General features: G+C 68.8%; 22 protein-coding genes and 1 pseudogene. 13 read left to right on the forward strand and 10 right to left on the reverse strand.

The features are described 5' to 3' along the window. Positions 1 to 46: 46 nt before the first annotated feature. The 7 genes from BLQ50_RS04625 to BLQ50_RS04655 all read right to left on the reverse strand — a co-directional run bounded on the left by BLQ50_RS04625 (position 47) and on the right by BLQ50_RS04655 (position 7,454). On the reverse strand, positions 47 to 1,321 hold the full coding sequence (locus BLQ50_RS04625; protein WP_093181519.1) for a CehA/McbA family metallohydrolase: 1,275 nt from the start codon (positions 1,319 to 1,321) through the stop codon (positions 47 to 49). Next, complete coding sequence (locus tag BLQ50_RS04630) at positions 1,318 to 2,400, reverse strand: ABC transporter ATP-binding protein (protein ID WP_093181521.1); 1,083 nt, start codon at positions 2,398 to 2,400, stop codon at positions 1,318 to 1,320. Before BLQ50_RS04630 ends, BLQ50_RS04625 begins: the two co-directional genes overlap by 4 nt. After that, the gene (locus BLQ50_RS04635; protein ID WP_245700881.1) at positions 2,400 to 3,302 is read right to left on the reverse strand and encodes a carbohydrate ABC transporter permease; all 903 of its coding nucleotides are present in this window, start codon (positions 3,300 to 3,302) and stop codon (positions 2,400 to 2,402) included. The genes BLQ50_RS04630 and BLQ50_RS04635 overlap by 1 nt, the downstream gene beginning before the upstream one ends. After that, positions 3,299 to 4,240, reverse strand: coding sequence for a carbohydrate ABC transporter permease (locus tag BLQ50_RS04640; RefSeq protein ID WP_093181523.1), 942 nt, complete (start codon positions 4,238 to 4,240; stop codon positions 3,299 to 3,301). The genes BLQ50_RS04635 and BLQ50_RS04640 overlap by 4 nt, the downstream gene beginning before the upstream one ends. Further along, positions 4,224 to 5,639, reverse strand: coding sequence for an extracellular solute-binding protein (locus tag BLQ50_RS04645; protein ID WP_245700882.1), 1,416 nt, complete (start codon positions 5,637 to 5,639; stop codon positions 4,224 to 4,226). The genes BLQ50_RS04640 and BLQ50_RS04645 overlap by 17 nt, the downstream gene beginning before the upstream one ends. A gap of 185 nt (positions 5,640 to 5,824) precedes the next feature. Then, the gene (locus BLQ50_RS04650) at positions 5,825 to 6,949 is read right to left on the reverse strand and encodes a transaldolase family protein (protein WP_093181526.1); all 1,125 of its coding nucleotides are present in this window, start codon (positions 6,947 to 6,949) and stop codon (positions 5,825 to 5,827) included. Positions 6,950 to 7,136: 187 nt separating this feature from the next. Next, entirely contained in the window at positions 7,137 to 7,454 is a 318-nt protein-coding gene (locus BLQ50_RS04655) for a (2Fe-2S)-binding protein (protein WP_093181528.1), read from the reverse strand. Between the two features lie 136 nt (positions 7,455 to 7,590). Between BLQ50_RS04655 and mshA the strand changes: the two genes are divergently transcribed. Further along, positions 7,591 to 8,838: a D-inositol-3-phosphate glycosyltransferase gene (mshA, locus tag BLQ50_RS04660; protein WP_093181530.1), complete on the forward strand. Its 1,248-nt coding sequence runs from the start codon at positions 7,591 to 7,593 to the stop codon at positions 8,836 to 8,838. A gap of 87 nt (positions 8,839 to 8,925) precedes the next feature. Further along, entirely contained in the window at positions 8,926 to 9,663 is a 738-nt protein-coding gene (locus BLQ50_RS04665; RefSeq protein ID WP_093181532.1) for a phosphoglyceromutase, read from the forward strand. A 239-nt stretch (positions 9,664 to 9,902) separates the two neighbouring features. Here the strand turns inward: BLQ50_RS04665 and phoU are convergent, their stop codons facing one another. Then, a complete protein-coding gene (gene phoU / locus BLQ50_RS04670; protein WP_093181534.1) occupies positions 9,903 to 10,574 on the reverse strand; it encodes a phosphate signaling complex protein PhoU in 672 nt (223 codons plus the stop codon). A gap of 212 nt (positions 10,575 to 10,786) precedes the next feature. Here phoU and BLQ50_RS04675 point away from each other — a divergent pair, with 212 nt between their 5' ends. The 6 genes from BLQ50_RS04675 to pstB all read left to right on the forward strand — a co-directional run bounded on the left by BLQ50_RS04675 (position 10,787) and on the right by pstB (position 17,116). Next, the gene (locus BLQ50_RS04675; RefSeq protein ID WP_425424075.1) at positions 10,787 to 11,983 is read left to right on the forward strand and encodes a sensor histidine kinase; all 1,197 of its coding nucleotides are present in this window, start codon (positions 10,787 to 10,789) and stop codon (positions 11,981 to 11,983) included. Further along, complete coding sequence (locus BLQ50_RS04680; protein WP_093181538.1) at positions 11,980 to 12,678, forward strand: response regulator transcription factor; 699 nt, start codon at positions 11,980 to 11,982, stop codon at positions 12,676 to 12,678. Before BLQ50_RS04675 ends, BLQ50_RS04680 begins: the two co-directional genes overlap by 4 nt. A gap of 229 nt (positions 12,679 to 12,907) precedes the next feature. After that, positions 12,908 to 14,050, forward strand: a complete 1,143-nt coding sequence (locus tag BLQ50_RS04685) for a phosphate ABC transporter substrate-binding protein PstS (RefSeq protein WP_245700902.1) — start codon at positions 12,908 to 12,910, stop codon at positions 14,048 to 14,050. A gap of 153 nt (positions 14,051 to 14,203) precedes the next feature. Continuing rightward, positions 14,204 to 15,157 (forward strand): phosphate ABC transporter permease subunit PstC, encoded by a 954-nt coding sequence (pstC, locus tag BLQ50_RS04690; protein ID WP_425424077.1) that lies wholly within the window; start codon positions 14,204 to 14,206, stop codon positions 15,155 to 15,157. Continuing rightward, complete coding sequence (gene pstA, locus BLQ50_RS04695) at positions 15,157 to 16,248, forward strand: phosphate ABC transporter permease PstA (RefSeq protein ID WP_093181542.1); 1,092 nt, start codon at positions 15,157 to 15,159, stop codon at positions 16,246 to 16,248. Before pstC ends, pstA begins: the two co-directional genes overlap by 1 nt. A gap of 88 nt (positions 16,249 to 16,336) precedes the next feature. Continuing rightward, positions 16,337 to 17,116 (forward strand): phosphate ABC transporter ATP-binding protein PstB, encoded by a 780-nt coding sequence (pstB, locus tag BLQ50_RS04700; RefSeq protein ID WP_093181544.1) that lies wholly within the window; start codon positions 16,337 to 16,339, stop codon positions 17,114 to 17,116. A 276-nt stretch (positions 17,117 to 17,392) separates the two neighbouring features. Here the strand turns inward: pstB and BLQ50_RS04705 are convergent, their stop codons facing one another. Further along, positions 17,393 to 17,869, reverse strand: a complete 477-nt coding sequence (locus BLQ50_RS04705; RefSeq protein ID WP_093181546.1) for a hypothetical protein — start codon at positions 17,867 to 17,869, stop codon at positions 17,393 to 17,395. Positions 17,870 to 18,284: 415 nt separating this feature from the next. On the opposite strand from BLQ50_RS04705, the gene BLQ50_RS04710 reads away from it, so the two are divergent. The 4 genes from BLQ50_RS04710 (at position 18,285) to BLQ50_RS04725 (ending at position 20,774) form a co-directional block, all read left to right on the forward strand. After that, on the forward strand, positions 18,285 to 18,767 hold the full coding sequence (locus BLQ50_RS04710) for a CarD family transcriptional regulator (protein ID WP_093181547.1): 483 nt from the start codon (positions 18,285 to 18,287) through the stop codon (positions 18,765 to 18,767). 63 nt (positions 18,768 to 18,830) lie between these two features. After that, the gene (locus BLQ50_RS04715; protein WP_093181549.1) at positions 18,831 to 19,661 is read left to right on the forward strand and encodes an IspD/TarI family cytidylyltransferase; all 831 of its coding nucleotides are present in this window, start codon (positions 18,831 to 18,833) and stop codon (positions 19,659 to 19,661) included. Further along, a complete protein-coding gene (gene ispF / locus BLQ50_RS04720; protein WP_093181551.1) occupies positions 19,661 to 20,209 on the forward strand; it encodes a 2-C-methyl-D-erythritol 2,4-cyclodiphosphate synthase in 549 nt (182 codons plus the stop codon). Before BLQ50_RS04715 ends, ispF begins: the two co-directional genes overlap by 1 nt. Before the next feature lie 91 nt (positions 20,210 to 20,300). Further along, positions 20,301 to 20,774 carry a VOC family protein gene (locus BLQ50_RS04725; RefSeq protein ID WP_093181552.1) on the forward strand — a complete coding sequence of 158 codons (474 nt, stop codon included), beginning with the start codon at positions 20,301 to 20,303 and terminating at the stop codon, positions 20,772 to 20,774. 22 nt (positions 20,775 to 20,796) lie between these two features. Here BLQ50_RS04725 and BLQ50_RS04730 read toward each other — a convergent pair whose 3' ends face one another. Beyond that, positions 20,797 to 21,363, reverse strand: a complete 567-nt coding sequence (locus BLQ50_RS04730; protein WP_093181554.1) for a manganese efflux pump MntP — start codon at positions 21,361 to 21,363, stop codon at positions 20,797 to 20,799. Between the two features lie 180 nt (positions 21,364 to 21,543). Between BLQ50_RS04730 and BLQ50_RS18795 the strand changes: the two are divergent. After that, positions 21,544 to 21,741, forward strand: a pseudogene (locus BLQ50_RS18795) (hypothetical protein); the annotation flags it as partial.

Consider the following 21,741-nt stretch of genomic DNA (forward strand, 5'->3'; position numbering starts at 1 on the left):
GCTCCTTGGGGTGTGGGCGCCCGGTCGAGCGCGCGGGATGGGCGGGTCAGGAGCACAGGGCGAGGATCTCGCGGTCTGGAGTCTCGAGGCGGTAGGGACCGCGACCGGCGCCGGGGACGCCGTCCGAGGACCCGACCACGTCGGCGCGGAGCCGGACGTGGTCGCCGTGCAGTATCCGGCTGCGGCCGTCGATGTCGATGAGGACGGCTCCGTCGGCGTCGATCGCGTGGAGCTCGTCATCGGTGCGCAGCAGGACCGCGGCTCGCACACCGATCGACACGGCGGTACGACCGAGCCGCAGGGCGTCCAGGACTCGGTCGTTGGTCAGCGCACCCTCGTCGACTGCGAGCCAGGTCGTGGGCCGGGCCAGCTGGTCACCGCGGGCCGGGGAGTGGAAGTCGGAGCCGCCGATCGGCACGGCGTCCAGTCCCCAGACCGGCCACAGCGCCCAGGGACCGGTCCAGGTCCGGTCCTTGAGCCAGGTCGAGTGGAGCACCTCGAGGCAGCCCGGGTGCGTAGACAGCGGGTGCTGCCAGGAGCAGTCGCCGCTCAGGGGATGGTTGACGGAGGCGACGCCGTCACGTGCGGCGACGACGGAGAACCAGTCGTCGGCGGGAGTCCGGAAGTCGATCCACCCGATGTCGCCGAAGGCGTTGGAGTGCCCGCGCGACGTGGTGACCTCCTGCCCGGGGAGCAGGTGCACCCCGTACTCGGCGCCGACCCCGGGAAGGTGGCGGTGGTGGCTCGTGGTGTTGTGGTCCGTGACCGCGAGCACGTCGAGCCCCTCCTGGGCTGCCAGGTGGGTCAGCTGACGGATGCTCAGTGCGCCGTCGGAATGAAGGGTGTGCGCGTGGAAGTCGCCTGCGACCCAGCGTAGGCCCGGGGCCGCTGGGAGCCCCCGGGCTGAGCCGCGCGGAGCCTCGACCGGGGTCGGAGCCGCAGGCTCCTCCTCGATGCGGGCGCTCGCCCCGGTGCGGATCGTCACCGTGATCTCGAGCCCGTCGGACGGGAGCTGGTGCAGACCCAGGACCACCGCCCAGGTGCCCGCAGTGACCTCCCCGGGCAGGTATCCGGGTGTTGCGTCGTCCCGGGTGATCGCGAACCGTGAGCGTGCGCCACCCGACCAGCCGCGCCATAGCGTCGGCTCACCGGAGGCGTCCGCGCCGAGGCAGCCGAGGTCGACGACCCCGCGGGCGCGGTCGAAGTCGAGCTCGACCTCGACCGCCTCCTCGTGCGGGGTGACCTCGAAGGGAACCAGCGGCCAGATCGCGGTCGCCCGGTCCTCGAGGGTGAACCGACGGCGGATCATCTGGGTCCTCATGGCGTGATGCGTTCCGTCGTCTCGGTGTCGAAGAGCAGCGAGTGCCGCTCGGAAGCGGTCACCCAGACCTTGGTACCGGGGGCCGGCTCGTCGTCCTCGGACACCACGACCTGCAGCCGGGTGTCGCCGACCAGGACCGAGACGAGGCAGGAGGCGCCGAGGTTCTCGACGACGGTCACCTCTCCGGTCAAGGACACATCGAGGGGGTCCTCGGACAGCTGGAGATACTCCGGCCGGACCCCCCAGACGATCGAGCGGCCGGCGTCGAGGCCGGGCAGGTCCGCGAGGGAGCTGGGCAGGGGGATCTCCTGCTCGCCGATGCGGATCGTCCCGGTGCCCAGCGTCGTGGTCACGAGGTTCATCGGGTTGGACCCGATGAACCCGGCGACGAAGGTGTTGGACGGGCGCCGGAAGACCTCCCGCGGGGTGCCGAGCTGTTGGAGCTTGCCTGACTTCATGACCGCGATGCGGTCCGCCAGGGCCAATGCCTCCGCCTGGTCGTGCGTGACGAAGACCGTCGTCACCCCGAGGTCACGCTGGAGCTCCTTGAGGAACGTCCGCGCCTCGAGGCGGAGCCGGGCGTCGAGGTTGGACAGCGGCTCGTCCAGGAGCAGGACGTCCGGCCTCGTCGCGACGGCGCGGGCCAGCGCCACTCGTTGTTGCTGGCCGCCCGAGAGCTGGTTGGGGCGCCTGGCCATGAGTCCGTCGAGGGCCAGTCCCGAGCCGGTCTCGTGGGCGACCTTGTGGCGGGCCTCCTTGGCGACCTTGCGTACCCGCATCGGGTAGGCGATGTTGTCCTCGACGTTCATGTGCGGGAACAACGCATAGTCCTGGAAGACCATCGAGACACCGCGGTCGCCCGGGTTGAGGTCGGTCACGTCCCGGTTCCCGATCGAGATCGTCCCGGAGGTGGTCTCCTCGAGGCCTGCGATCGTGCGCAGGAGGGTCGTCTTGCCGCATCCGGACGGGCCCAGCAGTGCGAAGAACTCGCCGTCGTTGATGGTCACGTCCATCTCGTCGACGCCGCGCACCCCGCCGGGGTACTCCTTGACAAGTGACTGTGTGGTGATGGCAGCCATCAGCTCTTGATACCTCCGTGGAATCGGAACCCGAACTTGCGGTTGACGAAGAAGTACATCGCGACGACCGGAACCGAGAACAGCAACGAGAACGTCGAGATGAGTGCGAGGTTGGGTTGTCCGCCCTCGGTGTAGAACGTGTACATCACCACGGCAGCGGGTTGTTTGTCGGGGCTGCGCAGCAGGATGTACGGGATGAGGAAGTTGCCCCAGACCTGGACGACGGCCCAGACCGCGATCGTCGCGAGCCCGGGACGGGCGATCGGGACCACGACGTCGATCAGGATGCGCAGCGGTCCGGCTCCGGCCAGCCGTGCGGACTCCTCGTAGGACCGGGGGACGGAGTCCATGAAGTCCTTGAGGATGAAGATCACGGTCGGCATGACGCCCGCCGCCATGACGAGGATCACCCCGAGCTGGGAGTCGATGAGCCCCAGCTGGTTCATGAGCTGGAAGGTCGGCACCATGGCCGCCGTTCCGGTGACGATCGACGACAGGAGCAGGAGCGCGTACAGCAGCGTGTCCCGGCCGGGAATCCTGACCCGGGACAGTGCGTAGGAGGCGATCGACCCGAAGACGAGCACGATGACCGTGACGCCCAGGGCCAGGATGATCGAGTTGGCCAGGCTTCTCAAGGCGTAGGGGTTGTCGATCAGCACCTTGAAGTTCTTGAGCGTCCATTCCGGCCAGGCCAGGGACAACGAGGGGGCCGAGTCGAAGGGCGCGGTTGCCAGCCACAGCAACGGCAAGGCGAAGAAGGCGAGCATCAGGGCGCACATGAGGGCCTTGAGGACCGATCCGACGTAGTGCATGACGGAGCGGTTCGAGCGGATGCGCCGGGGCAGCGAGGTCACGTCGGGGCGTGCCCCTGGCGCGCTGACCGGAGTCTGGGTAGTAGTCACTTTCGCTCCCTGAGAACTCGCAGGTAGACAGCCGCGATCACGAGGTTGATGAGCAGCATGATCAGCGAGATCGCTGCGCCGACGCCGAGGTGGCCACCGGCGATCGCGACCTTGTAGATGTAGACCGGCAAGATCTCCGACCTGTGGTTGGGGCCGCCGGCGGTGAGCAGGTACGGCGTGAAGGTGTTGAACGTCCACAGCGTGATGAGAAGGGTGTTCGTGAGGATGTGCCCCCGGATGTGGGGCAGGACGATGTCACGCAGCACCTGCCAGGTGTTGGCGCCGACCATCCGTGCGCTCTCCATCTGGCTCGGGGGAACCGAGGCCAGCGCCGAGCTGAACAACAGCATCGAGAAGGCGGTGCCGATCCAGATGTTGAACAAGATGATCGATTGCATCGGGTACTCGGTGAGCCACGAGGTCCCTTGTGTCCCGAGGATGGCGTTGAGCGTCCCGTCGCCCCGGTCCAGCAGTGCGACCCAGAGGAAGGACACGACCGAGCTCGGGATGATCCAGGCGAGCAGGACGAGGAACTCGATGAGGCTCTTGACGACCTTGTTCGTCGTGCGGAGCACCCAGGCGGCGGCGAAGCCCAGGAGCGACTGCCCGAGGATCCCGGAGAAGAGCACAAAGACGAGCGTGAGCTTGAGGGACTCGTGGAATGCCGGGTCGGTGAGCGTGTCCGTGAAGTTCTTGAGCCCGACGAAGTCGGGCGCCTTCGCGCTGAGCCCCGTGAGCTTGTAGTTGGTCATCCCCAGGTACGCGGTCCAGACCGCGGGGAAGACGAGGAAGAGTCCGACGAGCGCCAGGGCAGGGGCGACGAAGAACCCGGCCCGGAGCTTGCCGAGGCCGGCGACGTCGTCGTGTCGCACGGGCCTGCGCCCGGTTCCCTTGCGGGAACCGGGCGTAGCCACGAGCGGGTCAGCTACTTGCGACATTTTCACTTCCAACGATCTTCTCCACGGCGGTCTGGTAGGCCGCTGCGGCATCGTCGACCGACGTGCCGGCGACGACCTGGGCGGTCGCCTCCTGGAGGGCGAGGGAGACCTCGGGGTACTCGGCGAGGCCGGGACGGTACGCCGTGATGGGCAGGACCTCGGTCGCGACGAAGTTCAGCATCGGGTTGTCCTTGAGGACGATCTGGTTGACGTCTGCACGCGGAGTGATGATCGGGCTGGACGCGACGCGGTTCTGGAAGGCTTCCTTGGAGTTGATGAAGGCCAGCAGCTCCCAGGCCTGCTGCGGGAACTCCGTGTTCGGGTTGAGCACTCGGGCGGCGCCGCCGGACATGGACACGAAGTCCTGGCCGTCGACTCCCGAGCCTGGGGTCTGTGCTGGGATCTTGGTGTATCCCACGACGGAGTCGCGGTCCGGCATCGGGGCGGTGCCGCTGTCCGGGTTGATCACCGAGCGCCACAGGTAGTCGCTCTCGATGAGGATGCCGACGTCGCTCGAGGCGAACTCGCTGAATGACTTGTCGCGGCCCGCGGTCTCCTGCTGCAGGACGGGGTCGCCGAGGCCCTCGTCGACGTAGATCGTCTTGTAGAGGGTGAGCGCGTCCCGCAGCCCCTGGGAGTTGCCCATCCATTTGCCGTCCTCCCAGACCTTGGTCCCGGTCCCGACGAGGAGGGGGAGCAGGCCCTGCATGGTCGTGGCCTCACCCATGGCGGTCCCGGCGTTGAGCTGGATCGGCACGGAGACACCGGCGGCCTTGAGCGCTCGGGCCGCGGCGAGGATGTCGTCCCAGCTGGCCGGGGCCCAGTCGGCAGGCAGCCCCGCCTTCTCGAAGAGCGTCTTGTTGTAGTAGAGGACCCGGCCGTCGGCCCCCTGGGGGATGCCGTAGCGCTTGCCGTCGAAGGCCGCGGCCTGCTGGACGGCCTCGGACATCTGGTCCCAGCCCTCCCAGCTGTCCACATCCGCCCCGGCGACATCGGTCAGCGGCTTGATGTACCCGGCCTCGGCGAACTCGCCGACCCAGATGCCGTCCATCCCGATCACGTCGGCGCCGCTCTTCGACTGCAGGTCGAGGGCAAGCTTGGTCTTGTACTTCTCGTCGTCGACCCCGTTGGGCTCGAAGGTGAGCGTGACGTCGATGCCCTTGGCCTTCTGCTGCTTGGTGAACTCGGGGATGATGTAGTCCTGGTACCACTGCGCCTCGGCTTCGTTCTTGCCACCGAGGATCGCGTTGGACGTGAAGCTGAGGGTCACCTTGGTGGCCTCGGCGTTCTTGGTGGTGTCGATGGTCTGCTCGGGTCCGGATGTTCCCCCGCAGGCAGTGAGCGCCAGGGAGAGCGCCACGAGGGATCCGACGAACAAGGATTTTCTGTGCTGAGTCACGTCGTGCTCCAAGGTGTGTGTCGTGGTCACCGGGGCGATTCCGGTGCGGGTCGTGAACCTGCTGGAGTGTGGCTGCGTGCGGGGGCCGCGTCGTTGCGGCCCTGGTGGTGCGAATACCTCCTGCTCTGCGTCTCTGCAGCTCATCGGGGTGGTAGAAGTCAGGGGATGTCGGGTGGTCGCGGGCGTCAGGATCCGGGTTCAGGGACGAGCAGGTCGCGGACCAGGGAGTCGAGCTCTGCGCTCGCCTGGAGGAACTGGCGCATCGTACGCCGGCTTGCCCCGAACTCCTCGAACTCCTCGACGGTCATGCCGTCTTCGTCGTAGGCCTTGCGGAACTCCGGGCACCGCTCGTGCAGGGCGCCCACGATGGCCGGGTCGACGGGCACGTCGATGCGCGCCTCGGGGGAGAGGTGGTTCTCGTTGATCCGCAGCTGCCAGTCGAAAGGCGGGGAGACGACGAGGTCGCCCCCGAGCAGCTCGCTCCACTGCAGGTGGTTGCGGAAGGCCGCCGAGAGGATACGGGTGCGCAGGCCGCGTTCGCGGAGCAGGTGGTAGGCCTTCTTGAGGGCGGCGACCCCCGCCCACTCGAAGTATCCGGGGTCGATCAGGACCCGGTCGCGGACCGCCGACTCTTTGATCCAGTCGTCGAGCCGGCCGCCCATGATCGTGCACACGGGTCCCATGGTCGTGGTGTCCAGGCCCTCGGCCTCGCGGCGCAGGAGAGACTCCTCGACCGCCTCGGCGACGGCGACGGCCTGCGCGACTGAGAAGGACACCGTGGCATTGATGCTGATGCCGAGGTACGTCGCTTGGCGCATGGCCTCGATCCCGGCCTGGGTCGCGGGGATCTTGACGATGATGTTGGGGGCGAGGGAGTCGAAGTGCTGCGCCTGGGCCACGAGCGCGTCGGTGCTCCGGTGCAGACGGGGGTCGGTCTGCACCGAGAGGCGGCCGTTGCGGCCGTGGTGGGCGTGGAAGACCGGCTCGAGGAGCTTGGCGGCGTCGATGGACATCTGCTCGATGGCGAGCCAGCCGATGGTGTTCTCGCTGGCGTGGGGGTTCTCGTTGGCGAGGCGGGCGAGCCGGGGGCCCCACATGCCGGGGTTCCCACGGATGGTGGTGAGCGCGATGACCGGGTTGCACGTCGCTCCGACGGCTCCGTGGTCGATCGCACGGATGAGCTCGGCGGGGTCCGCCGAGTCGTTCCAGAGAGCGGTCGGGGTGGTCCGGGCTGCGACGAGTGTGGCTCTCCCGTCGTCGAGCGAGCCGAACGTGGGAAAGGAGGGGGGTGCTCCTGCGGGGTCCGTCATGGTCGACCTCCGTTGGTCGTGAGCGCCCTCGTTGGCACTGCCCATAATCTAGACACCACCGTAGCAACCTGTCAACAGATTGTCAGGACAAATGAACAACGACGCTCATCATGATGAGCGTCGCATCGACGGACCTGGGGTGTGCGGGATGAGGCCCATGGGCCACGAGTGAGGAGGGGGCGGAGCGTCAGCCGATCCGGGCCCGGCTCAGCTCGACCTCGACGAGCCCGGCGACGACCGGCAGGCAGTGACCGCAGCCGCCTCCGGCACGGGTGGCTACCTGGACGTCGTCGAGGCTGGCGCACTGCCCGGACCGTAGGGTTTCCCGGATCTCCCCGGCGCTGACGTTGTTGCAGCCGCACACCAGGTGATCGTCGGTCAGGGCTTCACACTCGGCGGCGGGAGCGGGCACAACCGGTTCGGGCTGTTCCGGGCTCTCGTCGAGCATGAGGCGCAGGGCTGCGAGAGGGTCCGCGATGCGCTGAGGCGCTGCCTGCTGTTCCATGAATCAATCGTCGCTTACGCACCGAGTTCGGCGTAGGACCTTTGGCCCGGATGAGCGGTCCGGACCGCTCCACCAGCGTCCGCCGCAGCGTCCGGAGGTGCGAGACTGGGACCATGCGTACAACCCCGGGACGGCTATGACGAGCGACTCGCCTCGCGTGGCGATGCTCTCCGTCCACACCTCCCCGCTCGCCCAGCCCGGCACGGGTGACGCCGGCGGCATGAACGTCTACATCACCGAGCTGTCCGCAGCCCTCGCCCGGCGCGGGGCGAGCGTGGAGATCTTCACGCGGCGCACCTCCTCGGCCCAGCCCGACCTCGTCGAGGTCGCCAGCGGCATCCTCGTGCGGCACATCACCGCCGGGCCCTTCGAGGGGCTCGACAAGAATGACCTGCCGGGCCAGCTCTGCTACTTCTCGGCCGGTGTGCTGCGCACGGAAGCCGCCCGTCAGGTCGGCTGGTACGACGTGGTGCACTCCCACTACTGGCTTTCTGGGCAGGCGGGGTGGTTGGCCGCGGACCGGTGGAACGTCCCGCTCGTGCACGCGATGCACACCATGGCCCGCGTGAAGAACCTCACGCTCGCCCCCGGCGACACCCCCGAACCCATGGGGCGGATCATCGGCGAGGAGCAGGTCGTGACGGAGGCGGACGCGCTGATCGCGAACACCCCGGCGGAGGCCCAGGACCTCATCACGCAGTACCAGGCCGACCCGGCCAAGGTGCACGTCGTCACCCCCGGCGTCGACCTGGAGATCTTCTCCCCGACTGGTCCGGGCGGAGCGGACAAGGCCGCCGAGCGCGCCGGGCTCGGCCTGGCGGCCGACGCCAAGATCGTCGTCTTCGCCGGTCGGGTCCAGCTGCTCAAGGCGCCGGACGTGCTCATCCGCGCCCTCGGTGTGCTCACCGACCACGGCGAGGAGGTGCCGACCCTGGTCATCATCGGCGGCGCGAGCGGGCGCCCGACGGCGTTGCGCGAGCTCGAGGCGCTCGCCTACCAGGTGGGGGTCAGCGAGAACGTCGTCTTCCGGCCGGCGGTCCCGCGGACCGAGCTCGCGCGCTGGTTCCGCGCCGCGGACCTCGTCGCGGTGCCCTCGCGGAGCGAGTCCTTCGGCCTCGTCGCGGTCGAGGCGCAGGCGTGCGGCACGCCGGTGGTCGCGGCCGACGTCGGCGGGCTGCGCACGGCCGTCGAAGATGGTGTGTCCGGCGTCCTCGTCCCCGACCACGACCCGCACCGCTGGGCCAAGGTCCTGGCGGAGCTGCTGCATGACGACGTCCGTCGCGCCGCGCTCGCGCGCGGCGCACTCACCGTGGCGGCCCGGTTCAGCTGGGACACCACGGCCGAGGAGACCCTCAAGGTCTACTCCCTCGCCGCGCGCGGCTGACAACGTGAGCGGTGGCCCGCCCACCAGCGGTGTCCATCGGTCGAAAGGCCCACGCGCACCGGGCCCCGGATACGGCAAGATAGGGATATGACATACACCCTTGTGCTGCTCCGCCACGGCGAGAGCGACTGGAACGCAAAGAACCTGTTCACCGGCTGGGTCGACGTGCCGCTGTCCGAGAAGGGCGTCGAAGAGGCCACGCGTGGAGGCGAGCTCCTCAAGGAAGCCGGCATCCTGCCCGACGTCGTGCACACGTCGCTCCTGCGCCGCGCGATCACGACCGCGAACCTCGCGCTCGACGCAGCCGACCGCCACTGGATCCCGGTCAAGCGCAGCTGGCGCCTCAACGAGCGCCACTACGGTGCGCTCCAGGGCAAGGACAAGAAGCAGACCCTCGACGAGTTCGGCGAGGAGCAGTTCATGCTGTGGCGTCGTTCCTACGACGTTCCGCCGCCCGCGGTCGAGCTCGGCTCGGAGTTCTCTCAGGACGCCGACCCGCGCTACGCCGGTGAGCCGCAGGTGCTCACCGAGTGCCTCAAGGACGTCCTCGAGCGCGAGATGCCGTACTGGGAGTCCGACATCATCCCCGACCTCAAGGCCGGCAAGGTTGTGCTCGTCGCCGCGCACGGCAACTCGATCCGCGCGATCGAGAAGTACCTGGACGACATCTCCGACGAGGACATCGCCGGGCTGAACATCCCGACCGGCATCCCCGTCGTGTACGAGCTGGACGAGAACTTCAAGCCGACGGTCAAGGGCGGTCGCTACCTCGACCCCGCCGCAGCTGCTGCCGCGGTGGCCGCGGTCGCGAACCAGGGTCGCTGACCGGACTCGCACAACGACAAGAGGCTCGCTACCACCAGGTAGCGAGCCTCTTGTCGTCTCTGCTGTCGATCTGCGCCCGGTGGCCGCCCCGAATGCGCCACCACCCCGCCGAACTCGTGAATCCTTCGCCGAACTCGTGAGCCAGGGGCGTTGGATGGCGGGAACGGCCATTGGCTCACGAGTTCGGCGACTCGCTCACGAGTTCGGCGACTCGCTCACGAGTTCGGCGAGCGAAGGGGCTAGGCCGAGACTGCCGGCGTCCCGCGATCCTCGGCGAAGTCCCCGGTCACCAGGTACACAACCCTTCGAGCCACCGACACCCCATGGTCTCCGAACCGCTCGTAGTAGCGCCCGACGAGCGTCACGTCGATCGTGGCCTGGGCGTCGCCGGTCCAGGAGTCGGTGAGCAGGGCGGCGAAGGTGTCCTGGTGCAGCTGGTCCAGGAGGTCGTCGTCGCGCTCGATGTTGGCCGCGACCGTGAGGTCGCGGGTCTGCAGGAGCGTCGTGGTGCGACGCGCGACGCGGGTTGCGGCGTCGTGCATGGAGGCGAAGGTGGCCTCGACGCTCGGGTCGATCGCGTGGCGGGGGAAGCGGCCGCGGGCCACCTGGGCGATGTGCCGGGCGAGGTCGCCCATCCGCTCCAGGGTCGCGCTCATCCGCAGGGCGCTGACCACGACGCGCAGGTCCGTGGCGACCGGCTGCTGCTGGGCGAGCAGCAGCACGCACCGCTCGTCGAGATCACGCTCGAGCTGGTCGATCGCTCGGTCGTCGGCGATGACCGACTGGGCAAGCTGCAGGTCCGCGGTGAGCAGCGCCGTTCCCGCGCGGCTGATGGCAGAGTCGACCAGGCGGCTCATCTCGGTCAGGTCATCACCGACCTGCTGGAGTTCGGCTTCGAAGATCTCGCGCATGTGTTCCCTCTCGTGGTGTGGTGCAGCCGCAACGATGACAACCTCAGGTGTGGGGCGGGCAGCGCAAGGGTGAACGCCGCACCGACTCTAGATGAACACTGTGCGACGCCGGCCCGCCGGCTCCCCGGATTGCCGCGGATCCGCGCCGCCCGACGGGGGAGAGAGTCCCGGTATGCGAGGGGTGGCAGGGCGAGGACCGTAGGGTGGTCGGCGTGGACGGACTTCAGATCGTGGTCGCGGGGCTGCTCGGACTTGTGACCGGGGTGGCCGCGACCCTTGCTTTTCGGGTGAGCGAGCACCAGCAGCGCAGGGTCCCCGAGACGGCTCCGGCCGAGCTCGACCCGGGCGTCGTGCGGGTGCTCGCGATCCTGCGCTCCGCGGCGGTCGTGCTCGGCCCGGACGACACCGTCATCCGCGCGAGCGCGCCGGCCTACGCGCTCGGCCTGGTCCGCGGGGACGCCATCGCTCACCCGTCCATCCAGGACATGATCGACGCGGTCCGCCGCGACGGAGTCATCGCCGACGACGAGCTCGAGCTGCCGCGCGGCCCGGTCGGACGCGGCCGCGTCATGCTCCAGGTCCGCGTCGCGAACCTCGACACCGAGCACGTCGTCGTCCTCGCCGAGGACCGGACCGAGGCGCGGCGCATAGAGGCCATCCGCCGGGACTTCACGGTCAACGTCTCTCATGAGCTCAAGACGCCCATCGGAGCGATCTCCCTGCTCGCCGAGACCATGCAGGACGCCGCGGACGACCCCGATGCGGTGCGCCACTTCGCGGGCCGCATGCAGCAGGAGTCGACCCGGCTCGCCGCGCTCGTCCACGAGATCATCGAGCTGTCCCGGCTGCAGGTCGCCGGGGCGCTGCCAGAGGTGTCGGTGATCGACATCGACGCGGTGATCGACGAGGCCGCCGACCGGGCCCGGGTGGTCGCCGCGGCCAAGGAGATCACGCTCTCCCTCGGCGGCGACAGCGGCCTGACCGTGTACGGGGACCACTCCCTGCTGGTCACCGCCGTGCGCAACCTGCTCGACAACGCGGTCGCCTACTCCGGTCCCAACACCCGTGTCGGGGTGGGCGTCAAGCTGGCCGGCGATCTCGTCGAGATCGCGGTCGTGGACCAGGGCATCGGGATCTCCGCCGCGGAGCAGAGCCGCGTCTTCGAGCGCTTCTACCGGGTGGACCCGGCGCGCTCCCGCGACACCGGCGGGACCGGCCTCGGTCTGAGCATCGTCAAGCACGTCGCGGCCGACCACGGGGGAGACGTGAAGATCTGGTCCGAGCCCGGCCGCGGGTCGACCTTCACCCTGCGGATCCCGGCCGCCCACCCGGGATCGGCCCCGCCCGGCCCCACCGACCCGCACGACCCGAACGATTCACCCGACCCGCACAAGGAGGTGGATGCGTGATCCGCATCCTGGTCGTCGAGGACGAAGAGTCCTACCGCGAACCGCTCACGTACCAGCTGACCCGCGAGGGCTTCGACGTCGTCGCCGTGGCCACCGGCCCCGAGGCGCTCGCCGCCTACGACGCAGGCGGCGCGGACCTCGTGCTGCTCGACCTCATGCTGCCCGGGCTCTCGGGCACCGAGGTGTGCCGCGAGCTGCGCCAGCGCGGGGACGTCCCGGTCATCATGCTGACCGCCAAGGACGGGGAGATCGACAAGGTCGTGGGCCTCGAGCTCGGCGCCGACGACTATGTCACCAAGCCCTACTCCTTCCGCGAGCTGCTGGCCCGGGTGCGCGCCGTGCTGCGCCGTCGCCAGCCCGCGCCAGAGCCCGGCGACGACCCGGCGGAGGACCTGCTCACGGCCGGCCCGGTGCAGATGGACGTCGAGCGGCACGTCGTCACGGTGCGCGGGGAGGTCGTCTCCCTCCCGCTCAAGGAGTTCGACCTGCTCGAGTTCCTGCTCCGCAACGCCGGCCGGGTGCTCACCCGCGGCCAGCTCATCGACCGCGTGTGGGGGTCCGACTACGTCGGCGACACCAAGACGCTCGACGTGCACGTCAAGCGGCTGCGCGCCAAGGTCGAGGCCGACCCTGCCACCCCGGAGCTTCTGCTGACCGTGCGCGGCCTCGGCTACAAGTTCGTCGAGATCGCCTGACCGGTCCCACCTCGATCACCCGCAATGCCCGACGACGCGCGCCCACCCTGGGCACGCGTCGTCGGGCATTGCCGGAGTCGGCGCGCGCTCGAGCGACCGCGCTTCGAACTGTCTGTGCACTGTTCATCTTCCGTTCACCCTCGGCACCTCGCGGCGTCACTCGGGGTGCCTAGCGTCATCGGTGATCGCAGAACCTGCTGTGACCGAAGACTTGAGGATGGGTAAGACAGTGAAGCGTGTGAACAACCGCAGCCTCGCCAGCATCGCGCTGGTCGGAGCACTCGCAGCAACCCTCACCGCATGCGGTGCCGACGCCACGACGTCGGGCAAGACGACCGACGCAGGTAAGGACGCGGCTACCACCGAGGCTGCCGCAGACCTCTCCGGCAACCTTGCCGGCGCAGGTGCCACCTCGGTCGAGAAGGCCATGGGCGGCTGGATCGCGAAGTTCGGCGAGACCGCCCCCGACGTGACCGTCAGCTATGCGGGCGGCGGCTCCTCTGCCGGTCGTGAGCAGTTCCTCGCCGGCGGCATCCTGTTCGCCGGCTCCGACTCGGCACTCAAGCCCGAAGAGGTCACGTCCGCCGTCGACCGCTGCTTCGGCGGAGAGGCTATCGAGCTGCCCCTCTACATCAGCCCGATCGCTGTCGTCTACAACCTCCCCGGGGTCGACGCCGCCAACATCAACATGTCCGCCTCGACGATCGCCAAGATCTTCAGCGGCCAGATCACGAACTGGAACGACGCCGCGCTCGCGGCCGAGAACGAGGGCACGACGCTCCCCGACCTCGCGATCATCCCGGTCAACCGGTCCGACGCGTCCGGCACGACGAAGAACTTCACGGACTACCTGGCCAAGGCGTCCGACGGCGTGTGGACCCACGAGGCCAGCGACGACTGGCCCATCTCGGGCACGCAGTCCGGCAACGGGACCTCCGGCCTCATCGACACCGTCACCGGAGCCGAGGGTGCCATCGGTTACGCCGACGCCTCGCGCGCCGGTGACCTCGGGACCGTCGCGCTCAAGGTCGGCGACGCCTACGTGCCGTTCTCGACCGAGGCCGCGGCCAAGGTCGTCGACGCTTCCCCGCGGGCCGACGACGCGACCGACAAGCGCCTCGTCGTCAAGATCGACCGCACCACGACCGAGGCTGGGACCTACCCGCTCGTCCTCGTCTCGTACTCGATCGCCTGCTCGACCTACGACGACGCCGCGGACGCCGCGAACATCAAGGCGTTCCTGAGCTACATCGCCAGCCCCGAGGGCCAGGAGCTCGCCTCCGACGCGAAGGTCGCCGGATCGGCTCCGATCTCCGACGCGCTGCGCACCGAGGTCCAGGCGGCGATCGACTCGATCACCGTCAAGAGCTGACACAGCAGTTCCGGGGCCGCATCCGGGGGAGACCCCGGGTGCGGCCCCTGCATCACAAGCGCGACCCGCACCACCGCTTGACTCGCACCACCTCCACACAACCGAGCTGACGGAGTTCCCGTGGCTGTTCTTAGCCCCGCCAAGACCACCAAGCTGACATCAGAGGATGAACCTGCCGTGAAGCGCAGCAAGGGTGGGATCGCCGGACGTCTCTTCCAGTGGCTGTCGACCGCCGCTGGACTGACGATCCTGGTGACCCTCGCTGCCGTCGCCGGCTTCCTCATCCTGCGGGCTTGGCCCGCGCTGACGGCCTCCCCCGCCGAGCTCCAAGAGATCTCCTGGTTCAAGGCGGACTCGCTGCTCTCTTACGTGGGCCCGCTGATCTTCGGCACCCTCTTGGCCTCTGTGCTGGCGCTGCTCATCGCGGTGCCGCTGTCGGTCGGGATCGCGCTGTTCATCTCGCACTACGCCCCCCGGCGCCTCGCGCAGGGTCTGGGCTACATCATCGACCTGCTGGCCGCGATCCCCTCGGTGGTCTACGGCCTCTGGGGCGCGCTGTGGCTCGCGCCCGTGCTCAACCCGATCTTCGAGTGGCTGACCAGCTCGCTCGGCTTCATCCCGCTCTTCGCGGGATACCAGCCGCCGGCCAAGAACATCCTCACCGCCTCGATCGTGCTGGGCGTGATGATCTTGCCGATCATCACGGCCGTGGCGCGCGAGGTGTTCCTGCAGACGCCGCGCCTGCACGAGGAGGCTGCCCTCGCCCTCGGCGCGACCCGCTGGGAGATGGTCCGCATGGCCGTGCTGCCCTTCGGCCGCTCCGGCCTGGTCAGCGCCTCGATGCTCGGCCTGGGCCGCGCGCTCGGTGAGACGATGGCCGTGCTGATGATCCTCTCGCCCGGTTTCCTCTACTCCTTCTTCCTGCTCGAGCCGGGGCAGCACCAGTCGATCGCCGCGAACATCGCCGCCAAGTTCCCCGAGGCCTCAGGTCTCTCGGTCAGCGCGCTCATCGCGACCGGCTTGGCATTGTTCGTGATCACGCTCGTAGTCAACATGTTCGCCAGGTGGATCATCTCCCGCCGCAGCGAGTTCTCAGGAGCCAACTGATGACGACTCTTCCCCTCAGCTCCACCCCGGCTGCGCCCGCGCCGCCCGGGCGCGGCGCGGCGTCGGGCACGGCCCGGCGTTCCCGGCTGAAGCCGTGGGCGCCCTGGGCAGCCGCGGGAGGCTCCCTCGTCCTGGCCTTCCTCGTGACCCTCGTCGCCGGGACCCCGAGCTTCGCCTCGGTCGTGGCGCTGGCCGCCGTCTTCTACCTCGTCGGGCTGACCGCCTGGTCGAGGATCGTCGAGGGACCGCGGTGGGCCACCGACCGGCTCGCGACGACGCTCGTCACCTTCGCCTTCGGGCTCGCGCTCGTCCCGCTGATCTCGCTCCTGTGGACCGTGGTGTCCAAGGGGTCCAAGGTCTTCAGCCTGACCTTCCTCAACACGAACATGGTCGGCGTCTTCGGTGACATGACCGAGGGCGGCGTCTACCACGCCATCATCGGGACGGTGCTCATCACGGCCGCCGCGGCCGCGATCTCGGTGCCCATCGGCATCCTCACCGCCATCTACCTCGTCGAGTACGGCCGCGGCCCGATGGCCCGAGGGATCACCTTCCTCGTCGACGTCATGACCGGCATCCCCTCGATCGTGGCGGGCCTGTTCGCCTTCTCGCTGTTCACGCTGATCTTCGGGCCGGCCTACCGGGCGGGCATCATGGGCGCCGTCGCGCTCTCCCTGCTGATGACCCCGGTCGTCATCCGGTCGGTCGAGGAGATGCTGCGCCTGGTTCCCAACGAGCTGCGCGAGGCTGCCTACGCGCTCGGTGTGCCCAAGTGGCTCACCATCATCAAGGTGGTGCTGCGCACCGCGATCGCCGGAATCGTCACCGGCGTCATGCTCGCCGTCGCCCGCGTGATCGGCGAGACCGCACCGCTGCTGCTCACGGTCGGCATCATCACCAAGGTCAACTGGGACCTCTTCGACGGGCTCATGACGACGCTGCCGGTCTACGCCTACAACCAGTACTCCCAGGGCGGGGCCGGTGTGGACCGGGCGTGGGCCGCGGCGCTGACCCTCATCCTCATCGTCATGGTGCTCAACCTCATCGCCCGCCTCGTCAGCAAGTTCTTCTCCCCGAAGGCCGCCCGCTGAGGGTTCTCCCCGCACGCACCGTCCGCTCGGCCCCGCACGTACCGTCGAACCAGTCATGCTGGGGGCGGCGAAGAAAGAAAGGCTCCACATGTCCAAGCGCATCGAGGTCAACGACCTCAACGTCTACTACGGCGACTTCCTTGCCGTCGAGGACGTCTCCATGACGATCGAGGCGCGGTCGGTGACCGCGTTGATCGGCCCGTCCGGGTGTGGCAAGTCCACGTTCCTGCGCACGCTCAACCGCATGCACGAGGTGATCCCCGGCGCGCGGGTCCAGGGCAAGGCGGTCATGGACGGCCAGAACCTCTACGCCGACGACGTCGACCCGGTCGAGGTCCGCCGCCAGGTGGGCATGGTCTTCCAGCGCCCCAACCCCTTCCCGACGATGTCCATCGCGGAGAACGTGCTGGCCGGTGTCAAGCTCAACAACAAGCGGATCTCGAAGTCCGACGCGAACGACCTCGTCGAGTCCTCGCTGCAGGCCGCAAACCTGTGGAACGAGGTCAAGGACCGCCTCGCACGTCCCGGGTCCTCGCTCTCGGGCGGGCAGCAGCAGCGCCTGTGCATCGCGCGGGCCATCGCGGTGCGCCCCGATGTGCTGCTCATGGACGAGCCGTGCTCGGCCCTCGACCCGATCTCCACGCTCGCGATCGAGGACCTCATGTCCGAGCTCAAGAACGACTACACGATCGTCGTGGTCACTCACAACATGCAGCAGGCCGCGCGGGTGAGCGACCGGACGGCGTTCTTCAACATCGCCGGGACCGGCAAGCCGGGCAGGCTCATCGAGATGGACGACACCTCGACGATGTTCTCCTCCCCGTCCCAGCAAGCGACGGAGGACTACATCTCCGGCCGCTTCGGGTGACCTGACCTCCAACCACCCCGCCAAACCCGCCCCTCCCTCCAACTCGTGAGCAAGCCGCCGAACTCGTGAGCCACCGGGGTTCCCGGGGGAGAAACGGGCCTGATTCACGAGTTCGGCAAACGGCTCACGAGTTCGGCGACGGGGCACGAGTTCGGCGACGGGGCACGAGTTCGGCGAGGGGGCATGAGGTCGGCGGTGTTTTTTGGGGATACGACGACGGCGCCGGCTCCCCGAAGGGGGCCGACGCCGTCTGGCGTGCTGCTGGGACCTGAGCGGTCAGCCCTGGGTCGGGACTGCGTCCGCGTAGTCGGGCCACGCGCCGTCGAGCACGGGGACGTAGACCGTCTTGGACTGCCCGTCGAGGTCGGTCACGGTGACCGTGAGGTTCTGGCCCGGAGCGGCCGGGACGGAGGCGATGAACCCCAGCTCCTTGCCGTCCTGGAAGAAGTTGACGGTCGAGTTCGCCTTGATCGGGACGGGGATGTTGACAGATCCGTCCTCCGAGGTCAGGGTCACGCTGCCGGCCGTGAAGGCGGTGTTGGTCGCGCCGCCGAGCAGCTGGCCCGGCTCGCCCTTGCCCAACGTCACGATCGAGAGGTTCTCGAGAGTGAAGTCGCCCAGGGTGGCACGGATGCCGTCGGAGGCGGCGTAGGGCTTGTTCGTCGTCGCAGGGGAGCACGCGGACAGGGCCAGGCCCAGCCCGACCACGCCGACGACCAGTGCCGCTCGGGACTTCTTCAGCTGACGAATCACTCGAACTCCTGTGTTGACGCTTAAGCGGATAGACATCCTGCGGACCCAAGAGGTCCGCCGGCGTACGGCCGCGTCCATGCTGCCCGGTGACGCTGCGGGATCGTCCCGGATGTCGCTGAGCGGCAGGTGCTGCGAGGGGGCTCGCGCTCACAACAGCTAGGCGGGGGGACACGCAGGGAACAGGCCGTATGGCGCTAGCCTAGTGCGTGAGCCCTGCCTCCACGAAGTGAATTCCGTATGGTTCGCGACACACTGGCCCGTCGCGGGGACGGCTGCGGGCCGGGTGTCCCTCGCAGATCAGAGGCCGGCGGACCGCTCGAGCGGGCGGGGTGCGCGTGTGAGAAAGTACGTCGGGCGCGGAATTCCAACGATCTGACGTGGTAAGATGGGGTTCCGCGAAAGGGGACATCCACAGATGACGTTCACAGTTGGGGAGACAGTTGTCTACCCGCACCACGGTGCCGCTCTTATCGAAGAGATCAAGACCCGCACCATCCGCGGCGAGGACAAGGTCTACCTGAAGCTCAAGGTCACTCAGGGAGATCTGACCATCGAGGTTCCGGCAGAGAATATCGACCTCGTCGGCGTCCGCGACGTAGTTGGGCAGGAGGGCCTCGACCGAGTGCTCGAGGTCCTGCGTGCTCCGTACACGGAAGAGCCGACCAACTGGTCGCGCCGCTACAAGGCCAACGTCGAGAAGATCGCCTCGGGCGATGTCATCAAGGTGGCCGAGGTCGTTCGTGACCTCTCCCGTCGTGACGCTGACCGAGGACTCTCGGCCGGCGAGAAGCGGATGCTCGCTCGCGCCCGTCAGATTCTGGTCTCCGAGCTCGCGCTCGCCGAGCACACGGAAGAAGAGAAGGCAGAAGCCATCCTTGACGAGGTTCTGGCGTCCTGACGTCGTCGTCAGTGTCGTCTCACTCGGTTTCGGTCAGATGACATGGTCGATCGAGGCCTGCGTATGAGCTCCGGAGCGGTCGCCGTCCTGACGGCGGCCGGGTCCGGGAGCAGGTTGGGCGCCGGTTATCCCAAGGCGCTCGTCGAGCTGGCGGGGTGCTCTCTCGTGGGGCACGCCGCCAGCCGTCTGTGCGCGACCGGTGAGATCGAAGGCCTCGTCGTCACCGCGCCCGCCGAGCACCTCGCCACGTTCCACGCCGCGCTGGCGGCCGCGCCCGGGCTCACCGTGCCCTGGCAGGTGGTGCCGGGTGGGACGAGCCGGCAGGCGTCGGTCGCCGCCGGCCTGGCCGCGCTCGACGAGGCGCGGGACCCGGCGAGCGTCTACGACGTCGTCCTCGTGCACGACGCCGCCCGCCCCCTCGCTCCGCCGGCGATGATGAGGCGCATCATCTTCGCCGTGCGCTCGGGCCACTCGGCCGTCGTGCCGGGCCTGGCGGTCACTGACACGATCAAGCGGGTCGACGCCGCGCTGCCCGGCTCGGCTGTCACCGTGCCGGCCGCGCTCGGCGCCACTGCGCACGGTACTGCTGCGTACGGTGCTGCTACCCCCGACGTCGCTGGCGGCGTGCTGCTGGTCGCCGGAACCGTGGACCGGACCACCCTCCGCGCCGTGCAGACCCCGCAAGGCTTCGCGTGGGACCTGCTGCTGCGCGCGCACGCCGCCGGCGCGGGGCGTGCGGGGGCTGAGGCCACCGCCGCGACCGACGACTCGGCGCTCGTGGAGGCGCTCGGCGAGAGCGTGTGGATCGTCGACGGAGACGCCCGCGCCATGAAGATCACCACGTCCCAGGACCTGGCGCTCGCCCAGATCCTGGTCCAGACCGAGGAGACCTGATGGACACCGCTTCACCCGTGACGCCCGCGTCCGACGCCGCGGCGCCCGCAGTCCCCGCACCCCCCGCCGCGCTGCCCCGGATCGGGATCGGCTCCGACGTCCACGCCTTTGCCGACCCCGCCGAGGGGCGGGCCCTGTGGATGGCGGGACTGCTCTGGCCCGGGGAGAACGGCCTGGCCGGCCATTCCGACGCCGACGTCGTCGCGCACGCAGCGGCCGACGCGATCTTCTCCGCGACGGGCCTGGGGGACCTCGGCTCCAACTTCGGGACCAGCGCCCCCGAGTGGGCCGGCGCGAGCGGTGCGAGCCTGCTGGCCGAGGCGGCGGCGCGGGCGCGCGCCGCCGGTTTCCGGATCGGGAACGTCGCCGTGCAGCTCGTGGGCAACCGTCCCCGGCTCGGCTCCCGCCGCACGGAGGCCGAGGCAGTCCTCAGCGCGGCCGCGGGCGCCCCGGTCACGGTGACCGCCACGACGACCGACGGACTGGGCCTCACCGGGCGCGGCGAGGGCGTCGCAGCCATCGCGACGGCGCTCGTCATCGCGCTCTGATCAGGCAGGGTAACCCTCGCCCTCCGCGATTCCGGCGACGGGCATAGGCTGGGATTCCAGCTGTTCCTCGCCGCACACCGTGGAGCCCATCATGAACTCGATCGTGCCCTGCCTCTGGTTCGCGGACCAGGCCGAGGACGCCGCGAACCTCTACGTCTCGATCTTCAAGAACTCCTCGATCGTGAACACTTCTCGCTACGGGGAGGGTGCGCCGGTGCCCGCGGGGACGGCGCTCATGGTCGACTTCATCCTCGACGGCACGCGAATGCAGGCGCTCAACGGCGGTGAGGACTTCCCCTTCACTGCGGCCATCTCCCTCTCGGTCGCGGCCCAGGACCAGGAGGAGGTCGACCACCTCTGGGACTCCCTGATCGCGGACGGCGGCGAACCGGGGCAGTGCGGATGGCTCAAGGACAAGTTCGGGCTCTCCTGGCAGGTCGTGCCGAGCGTGCTGGGCACGCTCATGGGAGGCTCCGATCCGGTGAAGGGCAACCGGGTCATGCAGGCGCTCATGGGCATGACCAAGCTGAGCGTCGCCGAGCTGCAGGCCGCGTACGACGGCTAGAACCTCGCGGCAGGGGAGTGCGTCACCAGACGCCGAGGTGCTCGAGCAGTATGTGCAGCCCGATGAAACAGAGAATGAGGCCTCCCGCGATCTCTGCCGGGGCGCCGAAGCGCGCTCCCATCCTCCGCCCGAGCACGATTCCGACGAAGGCCGTCACCATGGTGGTGACACCGATCAGGGTCGCCGCCCCGCCGATCGAGACCGAGAGGAAGGCGAAGCTGATACCGACCGCGAGAGCGTCGATGCTCGTGGCCACGGCGAGCACCAGAAGTTCACGCACGTCGAGCGCATCACTGTCCTTCTCTGTGTCCTCATGGCTGGAGAACGCCTCCCACAGCATCTTCCCGCCGATACCCGCGAGCAGCCCGAATGCGACCCAGTGATCGATGCTCGTGATGTAGTCCGAGAGCTGTGTCCCCAGCAGCCACCCGAGCAGCGGCATGACGGCTTGGAAGAGCCCGAAGGTCACAGCGATGATGATCGCGTGACGAAGATTGAATTTCTTCATGTGCAAGCCCTTGCCGAGCGCAACGGCAAATGCGTCGGCAGACACGCCGAGGGCAATGAGGAACAAGGGCCAGAAGCTCATGGGGAATTGCCTTTCGTCACGCGCGGGCGAAAGCGACAAGAATGCGCTCCGGTATAGTGGCTCATCAGAGTTGCGGTGGGAGGAGCGTGACGCGCCGATGCGCACGGGGTCCGTGGTGACGTAGGTCGAGGCCCTCAGGATCAGTAGTGACTAAGCCACTGCTCCACGAGGACCTCGACGTTGACCAAGCCTACTGTGACCTGCTGCACCACGTCCGATTCGTACTGCTCGCGCTCGGACACGATCGTCGACCTGGACGGCGTCCATGTGGTTGCCGTCGTCCGCTCGGGCGGTGAACTGACGATGACTATCGAGACGCCCTGGGAGCGGCAAGGGTGCCGGCGGTGCGGGACGGTGGCCCTCAGTCATGGACGCCGG

The sequence above is a fragment of the Sanguibacter gelidistatuariae genome (assembly GCF_900096585.1).
GTDB classification, from domain to species: Bacteria; Actinomycetota; Actinomycetes; order Actinomycetales; family Cellulomonadaceae; genus Sanguibacter; species Sanguibacter gelidistatuariae.